At 62.6% G+C, this 14,668-nt stretch carries 17 protein-coding genes; all 17 read left to right on the top strand.

The window, feature by feature from the left end; translation table 11 throughout:
* Window positions 1-7 precede the first annotated feature (7 nt).
* The 17 genes from BCO18175_RS17215 to BCO18175_RS17140 all read left to right on the top strand — a co-directional run bounded on the left by BCO18175_RS17215 (window position 8) and on the right by BCO18175_RS17140 (window position 14,659).
* Complete coding sequence (locus BCO18175_RS17215; RefSeq protein ID WP_174982701.1) at window positions 8-457, top strand: D-Ala-D-Ala carboxypeptidase family metallohydrolase; 450 nt, start codon at window positions 8-10, stop codon at window positions 455-457.
* Complete coding sequence (gene lysB / locus BCO18175_RS40620; RefSeq protein WP_174982699.1) at window positions 454-894, top strand: Rz-like lysis system protein LysB; 441 nt, start codon at window positions 454-456, stop codon at window positions 892-894. The genes BCO18175_RS17215 and lysB overlap by 4 nt, the downstream gene beginning before the upstream one ends.
* Complete coding sequence (lysC, locus tag BCO18175_RS17210) at window positions 782-1,021, top strand: Rz1-like lysis system protein LysC (protein ID WP_254608109.1); 240 nt, start codon at window positions 782-784, stop codon at window positions 1,019-1,021. The genes lysB and lysC overlap by 113 nt, the downstream gene beginning before the upstream one ends.
* The gene (locus BCO18175_RS17205; RefSeq protein ID WP_174982694.1) at window positions 1,018-1,494 is read left to right on the top strand and encodes a phage tail protein; all 477 of its coding nucleotides are present in this window, start codon (window positions 1,018-1,020) and stop codon (window positions 1,492-1,494) included. The genes lysC and BCO18175_RS17205 overlap by 4 nt, the downstream gene beginning before the upstream one ends.
* Complete coding sequence (locus BCO18175_RS17200) at window positions 1,491-1,961, top strand: phage virion morphogenesis protein (protein ID WP_174982693.1); 471 nt, start codon at window positions 1,491-1,493, stop codon at window positions 1,959-1,961. Before BCO18175_RS17205 ends, BCO18175_RS17200 begins: the two co-directional genes overlap by 4 nt.
* Window positions 1,962-2,081: 120 nt before the next feature.
* Window positions 2,082-2,816, top strand: a complete 735-nt coding sequence (locus BCO18175_RS17195; RefSeq protein ID WP_174982691.1) for a phage baseplate assembly protein V — start codon at window positions 2,082-2,084, stop codon at window positions 2,814-2,816.
* Entirely contained in the window at window positions 2,813-3,193 is a 381-nt protein-coding gene (locus BCO18175_RS17190) for a GPW/gp25 family protein (protein ID WP_174982689.1), read from the top strand. Before BCO18175_RS17195 ends, BCO18175_RS17190 begins: the two co-directional genes overlap by 4 nt.
* A complete protein-coding gene (locus BCO18175_RS17185) occupies window positions 3,190-4,101 on the top strand; it encodes a baseplate assembly protein (RefSeq protein ID WP_174982940.1) in 912 nt (303 codons plus the stop codon). The genes BCO18175_RS17190 and BCO18175_RS17185 overlap by 4 nt, the downstream gene beginning before the upstream one ends.
* Window positions 4,091-4,636 carry a phage tail protein I gene (locus BCO18175_RS17180; protein ID WP_174982687.1) on the top strand — a complete coding sequence of 182 codons (546 nt, stop codon included), beginning with the start codon at window positions 4,091-4,093 and terminating at the stop codon, window positions 4,634-4,636. The genes BCO18175_RS17185 and BCO18175_RS17180 overlap by 11 nt, the downstream gene beginning before the upstream one ends.
* Window positions 4,637-4,638: 2 nt before the next feature.
* Complete coding sequence (locus tag BCO18175_RS17175) at window positions 4,639-8,283, top strand: phage tail protein (RefSeq protein WP_174982685.1); 3,645 nt, start codon at window positions 4,639-4,641, stop codon at window positions 8,281-8,283.
* On the top strand, window positions 8,280-8,705 hold the full coding sequence (locus BCO18175_RS17170; RefSeq protein WP_174914060.1) for a tail fiber assembly protein: 426 nt from the start codon (window positions 8,280-8,282) through the stop codon (window positions 8,703-8,705). The genes BCO18175_RS17175 and BCO18175_RS17170 overlap by 4 nt, the downstream gene beginning before the upstream one ends.
* A 50-nt stretch (window positions 8,706-8,755) precedes the next feature.
* Window positions 8,756-9,088, top strand: a complete 333-nt coding sequence (locus tag BCO18175_RS17165) for a hypothetical protein (RefSeq protein WP_124583536.1) — start codon at window positions 8,756-8,758, stop codon at window positions 9,086-9,088.
* 69 nt (window positions 9,089-9,157) lie between these two features.
* Entirely contained in the window at window positions 9,158-10,345 is a 1,188-nt protein-coding gene (locus BCO18175_RS17160; RefSeq protein WP_174982683.1) for a phage tail sheath protein, read from the top strand.
* A 47-nt stretch (window positions 10,346-10,392) separates the two neighbouring features.
* Window positions 10,393-10,902: a phage major tail tube protein gene (locus BCO18175_RS17155; RefSeq protein ID WP_174982681.1), complete on the top strand. Its 510-nt coding sequence runs from the start codon at window positions 10,393-10,395 to the stop codon at window positions 10,900-10,902.
* 57 nt (window positions 10,903-10,959) lie between these two features.
* The gene (locus BCO18175_RS17150; protein ID WP_174982679.1) at window positions 10,960-11,265 is read left to right on the top strand and encodes a phage tail assembly protein; all 306 of its coding nucleotides are present in this window, start codon (window positions 10,960-10,962) and stop codon (window positions 11,263-11,265) included.
* An 11-nt stretch (window positions 11,266-11,276) separates the two neighbouring features.
* A complete protein-coding gene (locus tag BCO18175_RS17145) occupies window positions 11,277-11,390 on the top strand; it encodes a GpE family phage tail protein (RefSeq protein ID WP_027808311.1) in 114 nt (37 codons plus the stop codon).
* Entirely contained in the window at window positions 11,387-14,659 is a 3,273-nt protein-coding gene (locus BCO18175_RS17140) for a hypothetical protein (protein WP_174982677.1), read from the top strand. Before BCO18175_RS17145 ends, BCO18175_RS17140 begins: the two co-directional genes overlap by 4 nt.
* Window positions 14,660-14,668: the final 9 nt, after the last annotated feature.

Genomic DNA, 14,668 nt, shown 5'->3' with positions numbered 1-14,668 from the left:
AGAACACATGCAGTTGACGGACCATTTCTCGCTCGCCGAACTGATCGCGAGCACCGAAGCACGCAAACGCGGCATCGACAACATGCCGTCGGCCGAAACGGTCGACAACCTGCGTCGCCTCGCTCAGACACTCGAACAGGCACGCGTGCTGCTCGGCGGAAAACCGATTCTGATTTCGTCGGGCTACCGGTGTCCGGCGCTGAATCGCGCGGTCGGCGGCGTATCGGACAGCGCGCACCTTCACGGGCTCGCGGCCGATTTCGTCTGCCCCGCGTTCGGCTCGCCGCTCGACGTGGTGCGCAAGCTCGCGGCGTCGAATCTGCCGTTCGATCAGGTCATTCACGAGGGCGGTCGGTGGGTGCATATCGGGCTCGCCGCTGACGGCAAGAAACCCCGCCGACAGGTGTTGACCGCGAGTTTCAGCGGTGAGCACACGACTTACACGGTCGGCGCATGAACCCGCTCGTCGTGCGGCTGCTCGCCGTCGCGGTTGCTGCGCTCGCAGCATGGAGCGCGGTGCGCTACGTCAAAGACCTGCGCGGCGATCTGCGGGCCGCTCAGGACGACGCGTCCAAGGCACGCGAAACCGTGACGGCACGCGACAACACGATTGCCGCGTTACTCGCGACGGCGCAGGAGAACGCCAAGCTGCAACAGCGGCTCGGTGTCACGCAATCGAAGATCGACAACGCGCAGAAGCGGATCGAGGACGCAACCCGGAGGATCATCAATGAAACGCCCGAATCTCGTGCATGGGCTGATACTGTCCTGCCTGCTGGCATTGCCCGCTTGCACGCAAGCCCCGCCATCACCGGGGCCTGCGATTACGTTCAACACGTGCCCGACGGTGACACGCTGCACGATGTCTGCAACGGCGCCAGAAACGAACGGTGACATGAGCACGACGCTTACGGCAGTGAAAGCGGCGTGGGCGCGTTGCGCGGCAGTCGTGGACATGATTTTTGACTGTCAGGCGCGGGCCGATGCCGGCGACTCGACGGCGACGGCGGGCGCGAAGTGAAGAAATCGGATTCGCTTCGGGCCGCGATCACGGCGGCGGTGCCGGGGCTTCCTGAAAATCCCGACCGACTGTTGATGTTCGTTGAGGGCGGGCACATCGCCGCATCGCCAGGACAAACCGCATCGTTCGAATACCGCTATTTCGCGCGGCTCGTGATGCTGGAATTCGGTGGGTCGACGGATGCGGTCATGGGCGCGATTGTGCTTTGGGCGCAGGCGAACCAACCCGATCTGTTCCAGAATCGCGACAATGCAGCGCACGGGATCGAGTTCGAGGCCGACGTGCTGAACAACAACGCGGTCGACCTGTCGATTCGCGTCAAGCTCACTGAAAGCGTTGTCGCACGAATGGGCGATGACGGTCGACGCTCGTTCACGCACGTGGATGACAGCATGCCCGCGAGCACCGATTGGGATTCGGCCGCGTGGGTCGAAGGGCGTGATCTGGTGGCCGGGGCGTGGCCGAAGAAATGACCGACGATCTGCACGCGCTCGAAATGCTGGCAATCCAACTGCTCGCACGACTCTCTCCGTCACAGCGGCGGGTGGCGTTGATGGGCGTCGCGCGCGAGATGCGGCGGCATCAGTCCGACCGCATCGCACAGCAGTTGAACCCGGACGGCACGCCATACGAGCCCCGCAAGCGCGCAAGCGCGCGATCACGTAAGGGCCGCATCCGTCGACAGGTGATGTTCCAGAAGCTGCGCACCGCTCGATGGTTGAAGGTCGAAGCCAGCCCCGACGAAGCGGCGGTAGGCTTCGCGGGCCGCATCGCCCGTATCGCGGCGGTCCACCAATATGGCGAGCGCGCGCCAGTCGCGCCGCACGGCCCCGAATACCAGTACCCGCGCCGAGCGCTCGTCGGGGTCGCCGCGCACGATCGCGATTCGATCCGCGCTCGCCTGATTGCGCATCTCGACGGCCGAATTTCACGCGGCTGATTCTCAGGCAACCCCCCACATTTCCGCGCCTTTTGTACCCGGCACGAGCACTGCCGCATGTGCTCGCCGGGCGTTCGCGCGCGCGCCATGATGTTCACGTGATATTCGGGAGCATCGACAGTGGAGCAAGCGGCAGCAAATGAAGCGCGACGAGTCGCACGCAATAGCGTGCTGCTCGGCCGCGTGATCGCGATCGACGCATCGGACGCAGAAAACCCGGTGTGCCGCGTCGCGATCGGCGATGAGGAATCGGACGGACAAGGGCTCCAATCCGGCTGGCTTCGCTGGACTACGGCGCGCGCTGGCTCGTTGCGCACGTGGAGCGCGCCGACGCTCGGCGAACAGGTCAAGATCGATTGCCCGATGGGCGACCTTGCGCAAGGCATCGTCTCCGGTGCGCTGTATTCCGAAGATCGGCCCGCGCCGAGCACGAGCATTGCCGAACACGTGATGCAGTTCGATGACGGCGCACGCATCTCGTATGACGAGGAATGGCACGCGCTGACGGTCGATCTGCCTGCGGGTGCAACGATTCGCATGGTCGCGCCTGCGTCCGTCGTCGTGCAAACGAAGGACGCGACGGTGAAGGCTGAAACGATCACGCTCGACGCCAAACAGACGACGTGCAAGGGCAAGCTCACCGTCGAAGGTCCGTTCGTGTTCCTGTCGGGCGCAGACGGGCAGGCAGGCGAGGGCGGTTCCGGTCCTGTCATGCGGATCAACGGGCCTGCCGCGTTCACTGGTGTTGTGACCGCCGCCGACCATCAGGCGGGCGGTATCAGCCTGATCCGCCATCCGCACCGAGCACAGGGCGAGTTCGCGATCACGTCCACCGCACTTACGGCGGGCGCATGAGCGGCATGAACGCACAAACCGGCGAGTTCATCGACGGCGACGAGCACCTGTCTCAATCGCTCGCGATCATCATGTCAACGCCGCTCGCCTCGCGTGTGAAGCGTCGCACGTTCGGCTCCGAACTGCCGGACCTGATCGACGGCCCGGCGAACCGCGCATTGCTCGTGCGCGTCTACGCAGCGGTCGCGACCGCGATCATGCGGTGGGAGCCGCGCCTTACGCTCACCAAAGTGGCATTCGATGCCGCTGTGCTGGCCGCTGGCGATTTCCGGAACGGCCGCGTGCCGATTCTGATCGAGGGATACAAAACCGTGAACGGGCGGCAGGTTCCGGTCAGCGTGAAATCGTCCGTCGACGTGTCGGGGGTCCGGGCATGAGCCAGAGCGTTATCGACCTGTCGCGTCTGCCCGCGCCGAACGTAGTCGAAGAAATCGACTTCGAATCGCTCTTTGCCGAGCGCAAGGCCGGTTTCCTCGCGCTCGTGCCTGACGAGATTCGCGCGGCGGTTGCGGCGAAGCTCGAACTGCAATCCGAGCCGATCACGATCTTGTTGCAGGAAAGCGTTTATCGCGAAATGTACCTGCGCCAGCGTGTGAACGATGCAGCGCGTGCACTGATGCTCGCGTTTGCGATGGACGGCGATCTGGATCAGCTCGCGGCGCTGCTTGGCGTTGAGCGTCTGGTGGTCACGCCCGGCGATCCAGATACCGGCACCGACCCGGTGATGGAGTCGAACGACGATCTGCGCGACCGCACACAGCTTGCGCCGCAAGGCTATTCCGTTGCAGGGCCGGAAGGCGCGTATCGCTCGCACGCACGCGCGGCGCACGGTTCGGTGCTCGATGCGTCAGCGACGAGCCCGAATCCGGGCGAAGTGCTTGTGTCAGTGCTCGTGCGTGAAGGCGACGGTACGGCACCGCAAGCCGTGATTGATGCAGTCGCGGCGGCGTTGAGCGCTGACGACGTTCGCCCGCTGACGGACAAGGTGACGGTCAGAAGCGCCGAAATCGTGAAGTACGGTATCGACGCAATCATCTACACATACGCGGGGCCTGATTCGGGCGTGGTTATCACGGAGGCGCAGACGCGCGCGCAGAAGTTCGCCGACAACTCGCGCCGCAATGGCCGGGAAATCCCGCTGTCCGGGATCTATGCCGCGCTGCATGCCGAAGGCGTCGAACGCGTCGTGCTCATTTCGCCCGCGAAGGATATTGCGATCACGTCAACGCAAGCGTCGTTCTGCTCGTCGTTGAAGGTGAAACATGGGGGTGTGTATGGCGGATGACCTGTTGCCGCCGAACGCATCGCCGCTCATGCGGGCAGCAGCGCGCGCCAATGCGCCGCTCGGCGACGTACCCGTTCCCCTGCGTGACCTGATGAACCCGGAACGGATTCCCCTTGATCTGCTCCCGTGGCTCGCGTGGCATCTGGGCGTCGTCACGTGGAAAAACGAATGGCCGGAACAGGTGCGCCGCGCACGTGTGAAAGCGGCGATCCCGATCGCACGCAAGAACGGCACGGCGGCAGCGGTGCGCGACGTAGTCGAAAGCTTCGGCGGAAACATCGTCCTTCGGGAATGGTTTGAACAAACGCCGCCCGCTGCGCCGTACACGTTCGAACTTTTCATGACTGTGGCCGCTCGTGACGGCAACCCGCCGACCGCGGACTACATCGCCGACATTCTGCGCGAAGTCGATCGCGCGAAGCCCGTGCGCGCTCACTACACCTTCACGCAGGGGTTTTCGCTTAGTGGCTCGATCGGGGTCGGGGCTGGTGGACAGGCCGCGCTCTATCGTCGTCTGACGTTGACGGAACAATGAACATGGCAGGAAATTTCATTCAGGTAACCGATGCCGGGCGCGCCGCGTTGGTAGCGCAAGGCAATACGGGGACAAACGAACACCGCGTGACCGAAATCGGTCTTTGCACGGGTGCGTTCGCATTCAAGCCGGACATGCTGGCCATGCCGAACGAACGCAAGCGCGTGACCACGTTCGGCGGGAAGAACGTCGCAAAGGACACCATCCACGTGACGATTCAGGACACGACCGACGATCAGTATTCGTTGTTCGGCTACGGCTTGTATCTGGAGAATGGCGTGCTCGCAGCGGTGTACGTGCAGGCCACGCCGATCATGGAAAAGTCGCCTGCCGCCTACCTGATGCTGTCCGCTGACATGCAGTTTGTGTCGATCGATGCGGCAAAACTCGTTTTCGGTGAATCGTCGTTCCTGAATCCGCCCGCGTCGGAGACGGTACAAGGCGTGATCGAGATTGCAACGCAAGAGGAGGTAAACGAGGGCAAGGACGCGGTGCGCGCGCTCACCCCTAAGACTGCCGCTGCTCGCTATGCGCCGCTGGTGCGCCCGCAACTCACCGGGCCGGTGAGCGTCACGTCGACGCCGACGGATCAGGATGCACAGCTTGTGGTCGCGGCAACGTCGGGTGCATTGAATCGCGGCGCGAAGATGCGCTTTCACGGGACGTTTGCGGCTGGCACCGCCGACACCAATGCACGACTCATCGCGTCGCTGCGTGCGGGCTTCGATGCTGGAACATGGGGCCGCGAATACCTGGACTTCTATATCAACCGAACGCCGAACGATTCGAACAGCGATGCGAATCAGATTCGAGCGATGCGGATCACACACGGCGGCAGGCTCATCGTCGGCAATATGGACGATAACGGGGCGACCGCGCTTCAGGTCGGCGGCACCGGTCTGTACTCGGGCGGCGTAGCCTCGGCGGGGCTCGATAGCGGCGGCGCAAACTTCCGGCTGATGAACGGCCGCGATGTGATTCTGCGCAACGACGGCTCGAATTTCTATCTGCTGCTGTCCGACGGGAGCGGAATCGGTGCGTCGTGGAACAGCCTGCGACCGCTCACGATCGACGCCAAGACCGGCGCTGTAACTCTGGACGGTACGGGCTCGGGAAGTACCTACGTTGGCGGTCAGTTGAACGTCAAGGGCATGGTCAACATCAGCAATGGCCCGAGCGAAGCGCGAATGCTCATCGGGCCGAGCGGCGGGTACTTCTTCGGGACCAACATTGCAGCCGGGTTTTACCTTCCGTCGACGGGGGCAATGTTCGCATTCGACTTCGCGAAAAAGAATCTGACCGTCGTCGGAAACGAGGTGTGGAACACGGGCAACCTGCCAAGCCCGGCGCAAACGACCGGTATCACCATGTCCGGGCAGATTCTAGCCGCCGAAGGCACTGTGACCCGGCCCGGCTATTCGTTCGTGAACGACGGCGCACCGGACACGGGCTTTTTCCACATCGCCGATGGCGTGTTTGCGGTTACGAACAACGGGCGAGAAACCATGCGGTTTCTTGCCGTCGATGGAAGCTACCAGAACAATCGCGTGCTCATCGGGCAACCGGCCGACGACGGCAGTATGTTGCAGGTAGCGGGTAACGCGACTACGCGCGGTCTGCATCGGTTCGGCGAGGGCAAAACTACTGCGTGGGCGAACAGCGGCGGTGATTGGGGCTACTTTCGCTCGAACGGCCATGTCTCGGTCGGCAGTGAAGGCGCGGCCGGTGTGCTTCAACTTATCGCGGGAAACTCAGAAGTCGCTCGACTCTTTCCGGGCGGTCGGATGACGCTGGGCGGACTCGGGGACGACGGTTCTACCTTGCTGCGCGGGGCAGGCAATGCACGCTTCACGGGTGAATTCCAGTCAACGAGCCCGAACGGGCTTCGTATCGCATATGGCGACTTCGGCGTGTTTCTGCGAGCCGACGGGGCCAATGCGTTCCTCATGCAGACGGCCGCGAAGGATCAGTACGGAGCGGGCAACGCCTTTCGTCCGTTCCAGTGGGGTCTAAACGATGGCGTGGTGGCGATCGATGGAACCGGTGCGGGCGCGAATTTCGGCGGCGCTGTCAACGTTGCCAAGGGGCTGTCGGCGGGTGGCTCGGTCAAAGGGGGGAGTGGCGTCGGGGCACTCGTTGCTTCCAATGGTGGCGGTACGGGGCAGACGTCGATCATCCTGCGTCGTGAAGGTGGCACGGCCGATCAGAAGCAATGGGAATTGCTGCAGGGCGGTGACGGGACGTTTGCACTTCGCACGGTCAACGACGCCTACTCGGCGGCCATGAACGCTTTGTGGATCACGCGCGGCAATGGTTCAGCCGTCGGGAACATGGTGCTGATGCAGAGCGGCGGGCGCGTGCTGATCGGTGGTGCGACCGACGACGGCTCGATTCTAAACGCCGAAGGGCTCATTCGCGGGCGCGGCTATGCAGTGGACGGCGGTTCGTCGTGGGCCACCATGTATTTCAAGAACGGTAATGCTACGCGGTTCACGCTCGGCAAATCCGATACCGACGATTTCGCACTTAGCGCGTTCGAGAATGACGGCACGACGCAACGCCGAGTGCTGGACATTCCGCGATTGACGCAGCAGGTCAATTTCGTGAAGCGCCCGACGTGGGCCGGTGCGACCCCGTGGGACACGATGAACGTCACGCCGCTCGACAAGAACGTCGGCGGCACGATGGGCGCGCCGCTCTATCTGCAATCCAGAGGCGGGGCGAACGGGTTCGAGGACGGCACTGGCGACAATGCGAGCTACAGCACTTACAACTTCGCGTTGAAGGGCTGGTATGGCATGGGGATGCGTGCATACGACGGGAGCGTGAACGGGTATTACGACTTCCGCGCGGGCAAGTGGGACGTGAAGGGCGGCTTCTATGTGAACGGCGCACGCGTGTGGGATCAGGGTAGTTTCGATCCGAACACGAAGGTGAACAGGGCGGGCGACACCATGACCGGTGACATTCGCGTCAAGCAGCCGAACAACACGGACGCGCGCGGCTTGGTGCTCGCTCGTGCCGATGGCACCGCGCAGGCGTGGTTCCACGGCACGATGAACGGCAGCTATTCCGCGTGGGCGACCATGAAGGCGGATGGTTCGTGGCAGTCGAACGTGATCGTCGTCTACAACGCAGACAACCGCGTCCAGTTCAACACCGATATCCACGTCACGGCGCTTTCGCGCTTCTACAACCGCCCGACCCTGAATCGTGACGGTTGGCAGGCCGACATCGGCCTGCGGAACAACCGGCCGGGTTTCGACTCGTGGACGTACCTTCGTGCGCGTGACGGCGGCGGATTTGAATTCATCAACAGCGCATACAACGCGATGACGCTCGGCGTGGACGATTGGGGAACCGTGCACTTACGTGGCCAGGAAACGCTCAGGACAGATGGGAACCTGCGCCTTGGATGGCGCGGTCGCTGGCTCGGCGAGGAAATCGACGACATTTGGGGAAACATCAACGCACGAGCCGGTGCCGGTGCGCGCGTGCAATGGGACTCTGGTGTGAACAACTTCGGCACCGTCGATCGGCTCGGCGGCGCACTGCCTGCGCCATGGGTTGTGTGTGGGCTGAGTGGCCCCGGCAACGGGACCGCCAATGCGATCGTGGTCTACGGCGTACTACTGAGAAACCAATGACGAACAAATTCATGCTCCACGTCGAGCAAGCGGCTTTCATCCTGTCGAAGAAATTCCCGCAGCTAGTGCGCTGCAAGGATTACTGGGTTGCACACCCGGTCGATGAGAAGTCGCTCGAACAAACGAAATCGGCATGGGTGCCGATTTGGGAGCCGCGCGACATTCCGCAACCGACACCCGCAGATCTGTTGAATTGGTGGCCGGAATTTCAGGCGGAATTCGCGTTGGTCGACGCGGCCGCACGTGTGCGCAGTGAGCGCGATGCGCTGCTGTTGCAGGTCGACCCGTTGGTCGAGCGGGCGGCAGATTCCGGCCGCGCTGATCTGGAATCCGCCCTTCGAAAGTACCGCGCCGAGTTGCGCGACGTTCCGCAGCAAGCCGGGTTTCCGCTGAATGTTGTATGGCCGACTGCACCTATCTGAGCCGAGCGATCGGCGACGTATCTACTGAACCTTGATTGGAGATTTGAGCAATGACCCTGAAAAAAACCATCACCGTTGAACAAACGGGCGCACCCGCAAGCACGCACCGCATCGACTCGGTGACGATCAGCTACACGACCAACACCACGTCGGTGCAAATGTCCAGCTTCTACGACGACGCGGCGAAGAAGGCGAATCTAGCGCCGCTCGCAAATTCGATGCTCAGCGTAGAGGGCGTGCCGAAAAGCGGGAAAGACCCGAAAGCGTATGTCGAATCCGTGCTGGTGGCTCCGGTTCCGGAGGGCGAGAACGGCGACGCGATGTTGCGCCAGTACGGGACGAATCGGTACGCATTCGCGGGTGCCGATATCGTCGCCGACTGACGCGCGAGAACCTGAAACGCGGTCCTGATCTGGGCCGCGCCAAACCAATATCACAGGAGTGAATCAACCATGCCGCAGGACTATCACCACGGCGTAACCGTAGTGGAGGACCGCTCCGGGGTCCGTCCCATCACGACGATTTCGACGGCGATTATCGGCGTCGTCTGCACGGCGTCCGATGCTGACGCCGCCGCGTTCCCCATGAACAAGCCCGTGCTCATCACGAACGTGGTTGAAGCGCTTGGCAAGGCGGGGCGCAAGGGGACGCTGTACAAGACGCTCGACGCGATTTCGAAGCAGGCGCGCCCGTTCGTCGTCGTCGTGCGTGTCGCGGAAGGGAAGGACGCAGACGAAACGACGTCGAACGTCATCGGCTCGGTGAATGCGGACGGCACGAAAACCGGCATCAAGGCGCTCGAATCTGCGCCGGGCGTCGTGCAGGTCAAGCCGCGAATTCTCGCCGCGCCGGGGCTCGATACGCAGCCTGTCGCGAACGCGCTGGCGACGACCGCGCAAATGCTGCGCGGGTTCGCGTACATCGCCGCGCGTGGCGTCGACGGCGAACTGGTCGCGACCAAAGAGGACGCTGTGGCTTACCGGAAGATGTTCGGTCAACGCGAAGTCATGGTGATCTGGCCGGACTTCATCGCATGGGACGACGTTGCGTCGCAAGCGGCCGTCGTGCCCGCCGTGGCCTATGCGGTCGGCATGCGCGCCAAAATCGATCAGCTCGTCGGCTGGCACAAAACGCTGTCGAACGTTGCAGTGAACGGTGTGCAGGGCATCAGCAAGCCGGTTTCATGGGATTTGCAAAACCCGGCGACGGATGCGGGTTTCCTCAACGAGAATCAGGTGACGACGCTCATCAGCCGCGATGGCTTTCGCTTTTGGGGTTCGCGCACCGCTTCGGCCGATACCGATTTCGAGTTCGAGAACTACACGCGCACCGGGCAGGTGCTCGCGGACACGATCGCGGAGGCGCAGTTTCCGTCGATCGACGGCGCGATGGTGCCGAAGCTGCCGCGCGACATTATCGAAAGCATCAGCGCGAAGCTGCGTTCGATGACGACGAACGGCTATCTGATCGGCGCGTCGGCCAGTTATGACATGGACCGCAACGGCGTCGCCGAACTGCGCGACGGCAAGCTGGTGGTCGATTACGACTACACGCCGGTTCCGCCGCTCGAAAACCTCACGCTGCGTCAGACGATCACCGATTCGTATCTGGTCGACTTCGCATCGCAGGTCAACAGCTAACACGTCGCGCGGCGACGGCCGCGCACGATTGAAGGGAGGAAATGAACATGGGGATGCCCAACAAGCTGAAACACTTCAATGTGTTTCTCAACGGTACGTCGTACCTGCACAAGACGCCTGAACTGACGCTGCCGAAGCTGTCGCGCAAGATGGAGGAGTATCGCGGCGGCGGCATGCCGGGGCCGATTCAGATCGATTTAGGTCAGGAGGCGATGGAAATCGAATGGACGCTCGGTGGCATCGAGCGCGACATGCTGCGCCAGTACGGAAAAAGCACGGCCGATGGTGTGATGCTGCGCTTCGCTGGCGCGTATCAGGACGAAACGTCCGAACAGTGGATGGCCGTCGAAATCGTCGTGCGTGGCCGCTTCAAAGAACTGGATTTCGGCACCGCGAAGCCCGGCGACGACACGACGGTGAAGGTCACGATGCCGCTGGCGTACTACAAGCTGTCGATCAACGGGAGCACCGAAATCGAAATCGACGTGCTCAACTCGATCCTGAACATCGGCGGTATCGATTCGCTCGCCGACGTGCGCAAGATCATCGGCATCTAATTCCACTCGGCCCGACTGATCCGGGCCGCTCAACCTATTCTCGAAGGAACGAACGAAATGAAAGCGAAGGCAACCGACAACACGATCACTCTCGATCAACCGATTCAGCGCGGCGACACCGAAATCACGGCCGTGACGCTGCGTAAGCCGATGGCTGGTGAACTGCGCGGCGTGTCGCTCACGGAACTGGTGAATCTCGACGTGACCGCGCTGCAGAAGGTGATTCCCCGCATCACAACCCCGACGCTGAACGAAATCGAAGTGGCACAGCTCGACCCGGCCGACCTGCTGCAAATCGGGGGCGTTATGAGCGGTTTTTTTCTGACGAAGGCTATGCGGGAAAGCATGGATTCCCGCCTGTAATCGAGGACGCCATGGCGGACGTGGCGCTGGTGTTTCACTGGCCGCCGTCCGTCATGGACAGCATGTCCGTTTCTGAACTGATGGATTGGCGCGAGCGCGCGCGCGAACGATACGAAAAGCAATGAACAACGAACTGAAACTGCGTGTCGTATTCGGCATGGTGGAGAAAATCACCGCGCCGCTGAAGAAGATCATCGGCGGTAGCCGGGCCGCGTCGAAGGAGTTGGGCACTCTCCAACAGAAGCTGTCGCAACTCCAGAATCAGAAGCGGACGGTCGATGCGGTGAAGTCCCTGCGCGCGGAAATGGGGCGCACCGCAACGAAGCTGAAAGAAGCGCGCGCGGGTGTCGCTGACCTGACCGCCAAAATCCGGGATACCAAAGAACCGACGGTCCGCATGCAGAATTCATTGCGGCGCGCGTCGGCGGCAGTCGTGTCGCTGACGGCGCAGCAGGCCCGCCAGCGCGACCGCCTGGGCGAATTGAACAGCCGGATGCAGCAAGCCGGGAGGGGAACGCAGACGCTCACAGAATACGAGCGCGCGCTGCATGCGAGCATCGCGCGCACGAACGGTGCTCTTTCGGATCAAGGCCGCAAGCTGCAATCAGTGCAAGCTCGTAAAGCAGCGCTCGCGCCCGCGCGTGAACAGTTGCAGAAAACACAGACGTTCGCGGCCGGGATGGCTGTCGCCGGATACGCGACGCGCACGGTTGGCGGTCGGGTGCTCGGCGGCATGGGTCACGCGCTGAACGAGGCCAAGGAATACGAACAGCAGGTGTCGCAGTTTCGCGCGCTCGGCGTCGGAGAAACGAAACTCGGTGAGGCAACCAAGTTCGCGGACGGCATCGACGTGAAGGGTTTGAGCAAGCTCGACAAGCTCAAACTGCTCAAAGAGACGTACACCATCACGCGGGACATGCACCACGCGGAAGAAATGGCCCCGCTGCTCGCCAAGATGAAAGTTGGCATCGAATCCGTGATGGCCCGGCGCGGGTATGGCGAGGGGCACGGCGAGGTCGCCGAAAACATGCTGATGGACCTCGTCAAGACGACGGAATTGCGTGGGTCGCTCAAGAGCCCGGAGGCGTTCAAGCAGGCCGTAGACAACGCGACGAAAGCCTATGTTGCGTCGGGCGGCACGGTGAAGCCAGAAGATTTCTTGAACGCGATCAAGACGGGCGGCATCGCCGCCAAACAGTTGGGCGACAACGCGTTCTATTTCGGCCTGCTGCACACGATGCAGGAAATGGGCGGGTTCCGTGCCGGTACGGGCCTGATGAGTGCCTATACGAACTGGGCGCAAGGTCGCACGACGCAGCAGTCGGGCGAAGAGCTGGTGAAGGCCGGACTGATCAATAAGAAGTCGGTCAAATACGGGAAAACGGGGCACGTCACGAAGATTCTGCCCGAAGCACTCAACCAGATCGAGCTATACAAGACCGATCCGTTCGAATACCTGATGAAGGAAATCATCCCGAAGATTAACCCGAAGGGAAATCTGACGGATATGCAGGTCGTGTCGAAAATCGGCCATCTTTTTTCGTCGCGCAAGGGTGGCGACTTTTTCGCATCGCTGTTTCTCGAGCGCGCGAACATCATGAAGCACCGCGAGAACGCGCCGAAGGCGTTCGGGGTCGACGCGCTTTACAACGAAGGCACGAACATCGCCTACGGCAAGGAAATGGACGCGCTCGCGAAGCGCGCGACGCTCGAAGCCGAGTTGGGCGAAAAAATCCTGCCGCTGTACAACCGGGGGCTCGAACTGACTTCCAAGCTGCTGTCGCGGGTGACGGAGTTCACGCGCCAGCACGGCGAAGCGACCCGCATTGCGCTCGTCGCGCTGGCGGCGCTCGGCGTAATTCTCGGTGTCGGCGGAACGCTCATGATCGGGCTTGCGGCGATCATTGGCCCCCTCGCAATGGTGCGATTCGGCCTGCGCATGCTCGGCGTCGAAAGCAAGGCAGCGGTCGGCGGGATTAACGTCGGCTCGGGCGCGCTCGGGCGGTTCTCGAAGGTCACGAAGGTGTTCAGTTCCGCAGGCGGAGCCGCGACCAAAACGGCGTCGCGTTTGCGATTCGCGCTGTCGGCCGCATGGGACGCATCATCGCCGCGCAACTTCGCGCGTACCGTGTCCACGCGTATCCCGGCCGCTTACCGTGCTGCACGTGACGCGTCGAAGAAGTGGGGCGTGGATGCGGTCGCGAGCGTGAAGCGTGGCACGAGCGCAACGCGTGAATACATTGCCGAGTTGGGGCGTGCCGCCGCTGCGAAGCGGGCCGCGATCACCTCGCGCGTTGTGAGCGCGGGCCGGTACGTCGCAAGCCGCGGAGTGCGGGGCGTCGCCGGCGACGCCGTGCGCGGTGGCTTCAGCCTCGTGAAGGGTGGGGCGCGCGGGGCGATCGCTGGCGTAGCCGGTGCGCTCGCTGGACTCGGCCAGACGCTGCTGTTCGTTGGTCGGCTGGCGCTTACGAACCCGATCGGGATCGCGATCACGGCTATCGCGCTCGCGGCGCTGCTGATCGTTCGATATTGGGAGCCGATCAAGGCGTTTTTCTCGGGATTCTGGGAAGGTCTGAAAGAGGGGTTAGCGCCGTTGAGCGGCATTTTCTCCGGGCTGTTTGCGTCGCTCGGGGAACTGTTCGCACCGTTGAAGCCGGTGTGGGATTGGCTGCTGGAAAAAGTGCAGGTTGCGTGGGACTGGTTCAAGAAACTTTTCGGGCCGGTGGATACGACGAAAGAAAGTCTCGATAAGGCGTCGTCGAGCGGGAAGGAGTTCGGCAAGTGGCTCGGCGGGTTGATCGTGACGGCAGCGGAAGCGTCGAAGCAGTTCGTAGACTTCGGCGCGAACATGATGCAAGGCTTGGTCAATGGCATCACGAACGGGCTGAAATCGGTCAAGGATGCGATCACGAACGTTGCGAGTTCGACGGTCGCGTGGTTCAAGGAAAAGCTTGGCATTCACAGCCCTAGCCGCGTATTCGGTGAGCTGGGCGGGTTCATCGGGCAGGGGGCCGCGAACGGGATCGACGGTGAGCGGGTGCGTGTTGCATCGTCGGCCGCGCGACTCGCAGGCGTCGCCGCTGTCACGTTCGGCGCAGCGACTGGCACGGGGGCTGCACTGGCCGCGTCTATGGAGCCCATGCAGAGCCCGGTTCGGGCCGAGCAATATCGACCGCTGATCGATCAGCGCGGGCCGCTCGCAGCGTCGACAGCGTCGGCCGGGAGCGGTCGTCAAGGTGGCGGGAGCGAGCCTAGCGTGCATCACTACACGTTCAACATCACCGCACCGTCTGGTAACGCCGACGATATCAAGGCGGCGGTGCGTCAAGCGCTGCAGGACGCCGAGCGTGAACGCCGTCGACGCGGTGGGTCGAGTCTTTCGGATATCGGGTGAGGGTGCGCA

Source organism: Burkholderia lata (genome assembly GCF_902499335.1).
Classification (GTDB): domain Bacteria; phylum Pseudomonadota; class Gammaproteobacteria; order Burkholderiales; family Burkholderiaceae; genus Burkholderia; species Burkholderia lata_B.
Note: the sequence above shows the minus strand (reverse complement) of the source record. Positions and strands in the feature narration are given on the sequence as shown.

Bases quoted from the DNA above. Each gene is read 5' to 3' on its own strand.
- BCO18175_RS17160 (WP_174982683.1), top strand. From the start codon at position 9,158: ATGCCGCAGGACTATCACCACGGCGTAACCGTAGTGGAGGACCGCTCC.
- BCO18175_RS17145 (WP_027808311.1), top strand. From the start codon at position 11,277: ATGGCGGACGTGGCGCTGGTGTTTCACTGGCCGCCGTCCGTCATGGAC.
- BCO18175_RS17215 (WP_174982701.1), top strand. From the start codon at position 8: ATGCAGTTGACGGACCATTTCTCGCTCGCCGAACTGATCGCGAGCACC.
- BCO18175_RS17200 (WP_174982693.1), top strand. From the start codon at position 1,491: ATGACCGACGATCTGCACGCGCTCGAAATGCTGGCAATCCAACTGCTC.
- BCO18175_RS17140 (WP_174982677.1), top strand. From the start codon at position 11,387: ATGAACAACGAACTGAAACTGCGTGTCGTATTCGGCATGGTGGAGAAA.
- BCO18175_RS17185 (WP_174982940.1), top strand. From the start codon at position 3,190: ATGAGCCAGAGCGTTATCGACCTGTCGCGTCTGCCCGCGCCGAACGTA.
- BCO18175_RS17155 (WP_174982681.1), top strand. From the start codon at position 10,393: ATGGGGATGCCCAACAAGCTGAAACACTTCAATGTGTTTCTCAACGGT.
- BCO18175_RS17150 (WP_174982679.1), top strand. From the start codon at position 10,960: ATGAAAGCGAAGGCAACCGACAACACGATCACTCTCGATCAACCGATT.
- BCO18175_RS17180 (WP_174982687.1), top strand. From the start codon at position 4,091: ATGGCGGATGACCTGTTGCCGCCGAACGCATCGCCGCTCATGCGGGCA.
- lysB (WP_174982699.1), top strand. From the start codon at position 454: ATGAACCCGCTCGTCGTGCGGCTGCTCGCCGTCGCGGTTGCTGCGCTC.
- BCO18175_RS17175 (WP_174982685.1), top strand. From the start codon at position 4,639: ATGGCAGGAAATTTCATTCAGGTAACCGATGCCGGGCGCGCCGCGTTG.
- BCO18175_RS17170 (WP_174914060.1), top strand. From the start codon at position 8,280: ATGACGAACAAATTCATGCTCCACGTCGAGCAAGCGGCTTTCATCCTG.
- BCO18175_RS17190 (WP_174982689.1), top strand. From the start codon at position 2,813: ATGAGCGGCATGAACGCACAAACCGGCGAGTTCATCGACGGCGACGAG.
- BCO18175_RS17165 (WP_124583536.1), top strand. From the start codon at position 8,756: ATGACCCTGAAAAAAACCATCACCGTTGAACAAACGGGCGCACCCGCA.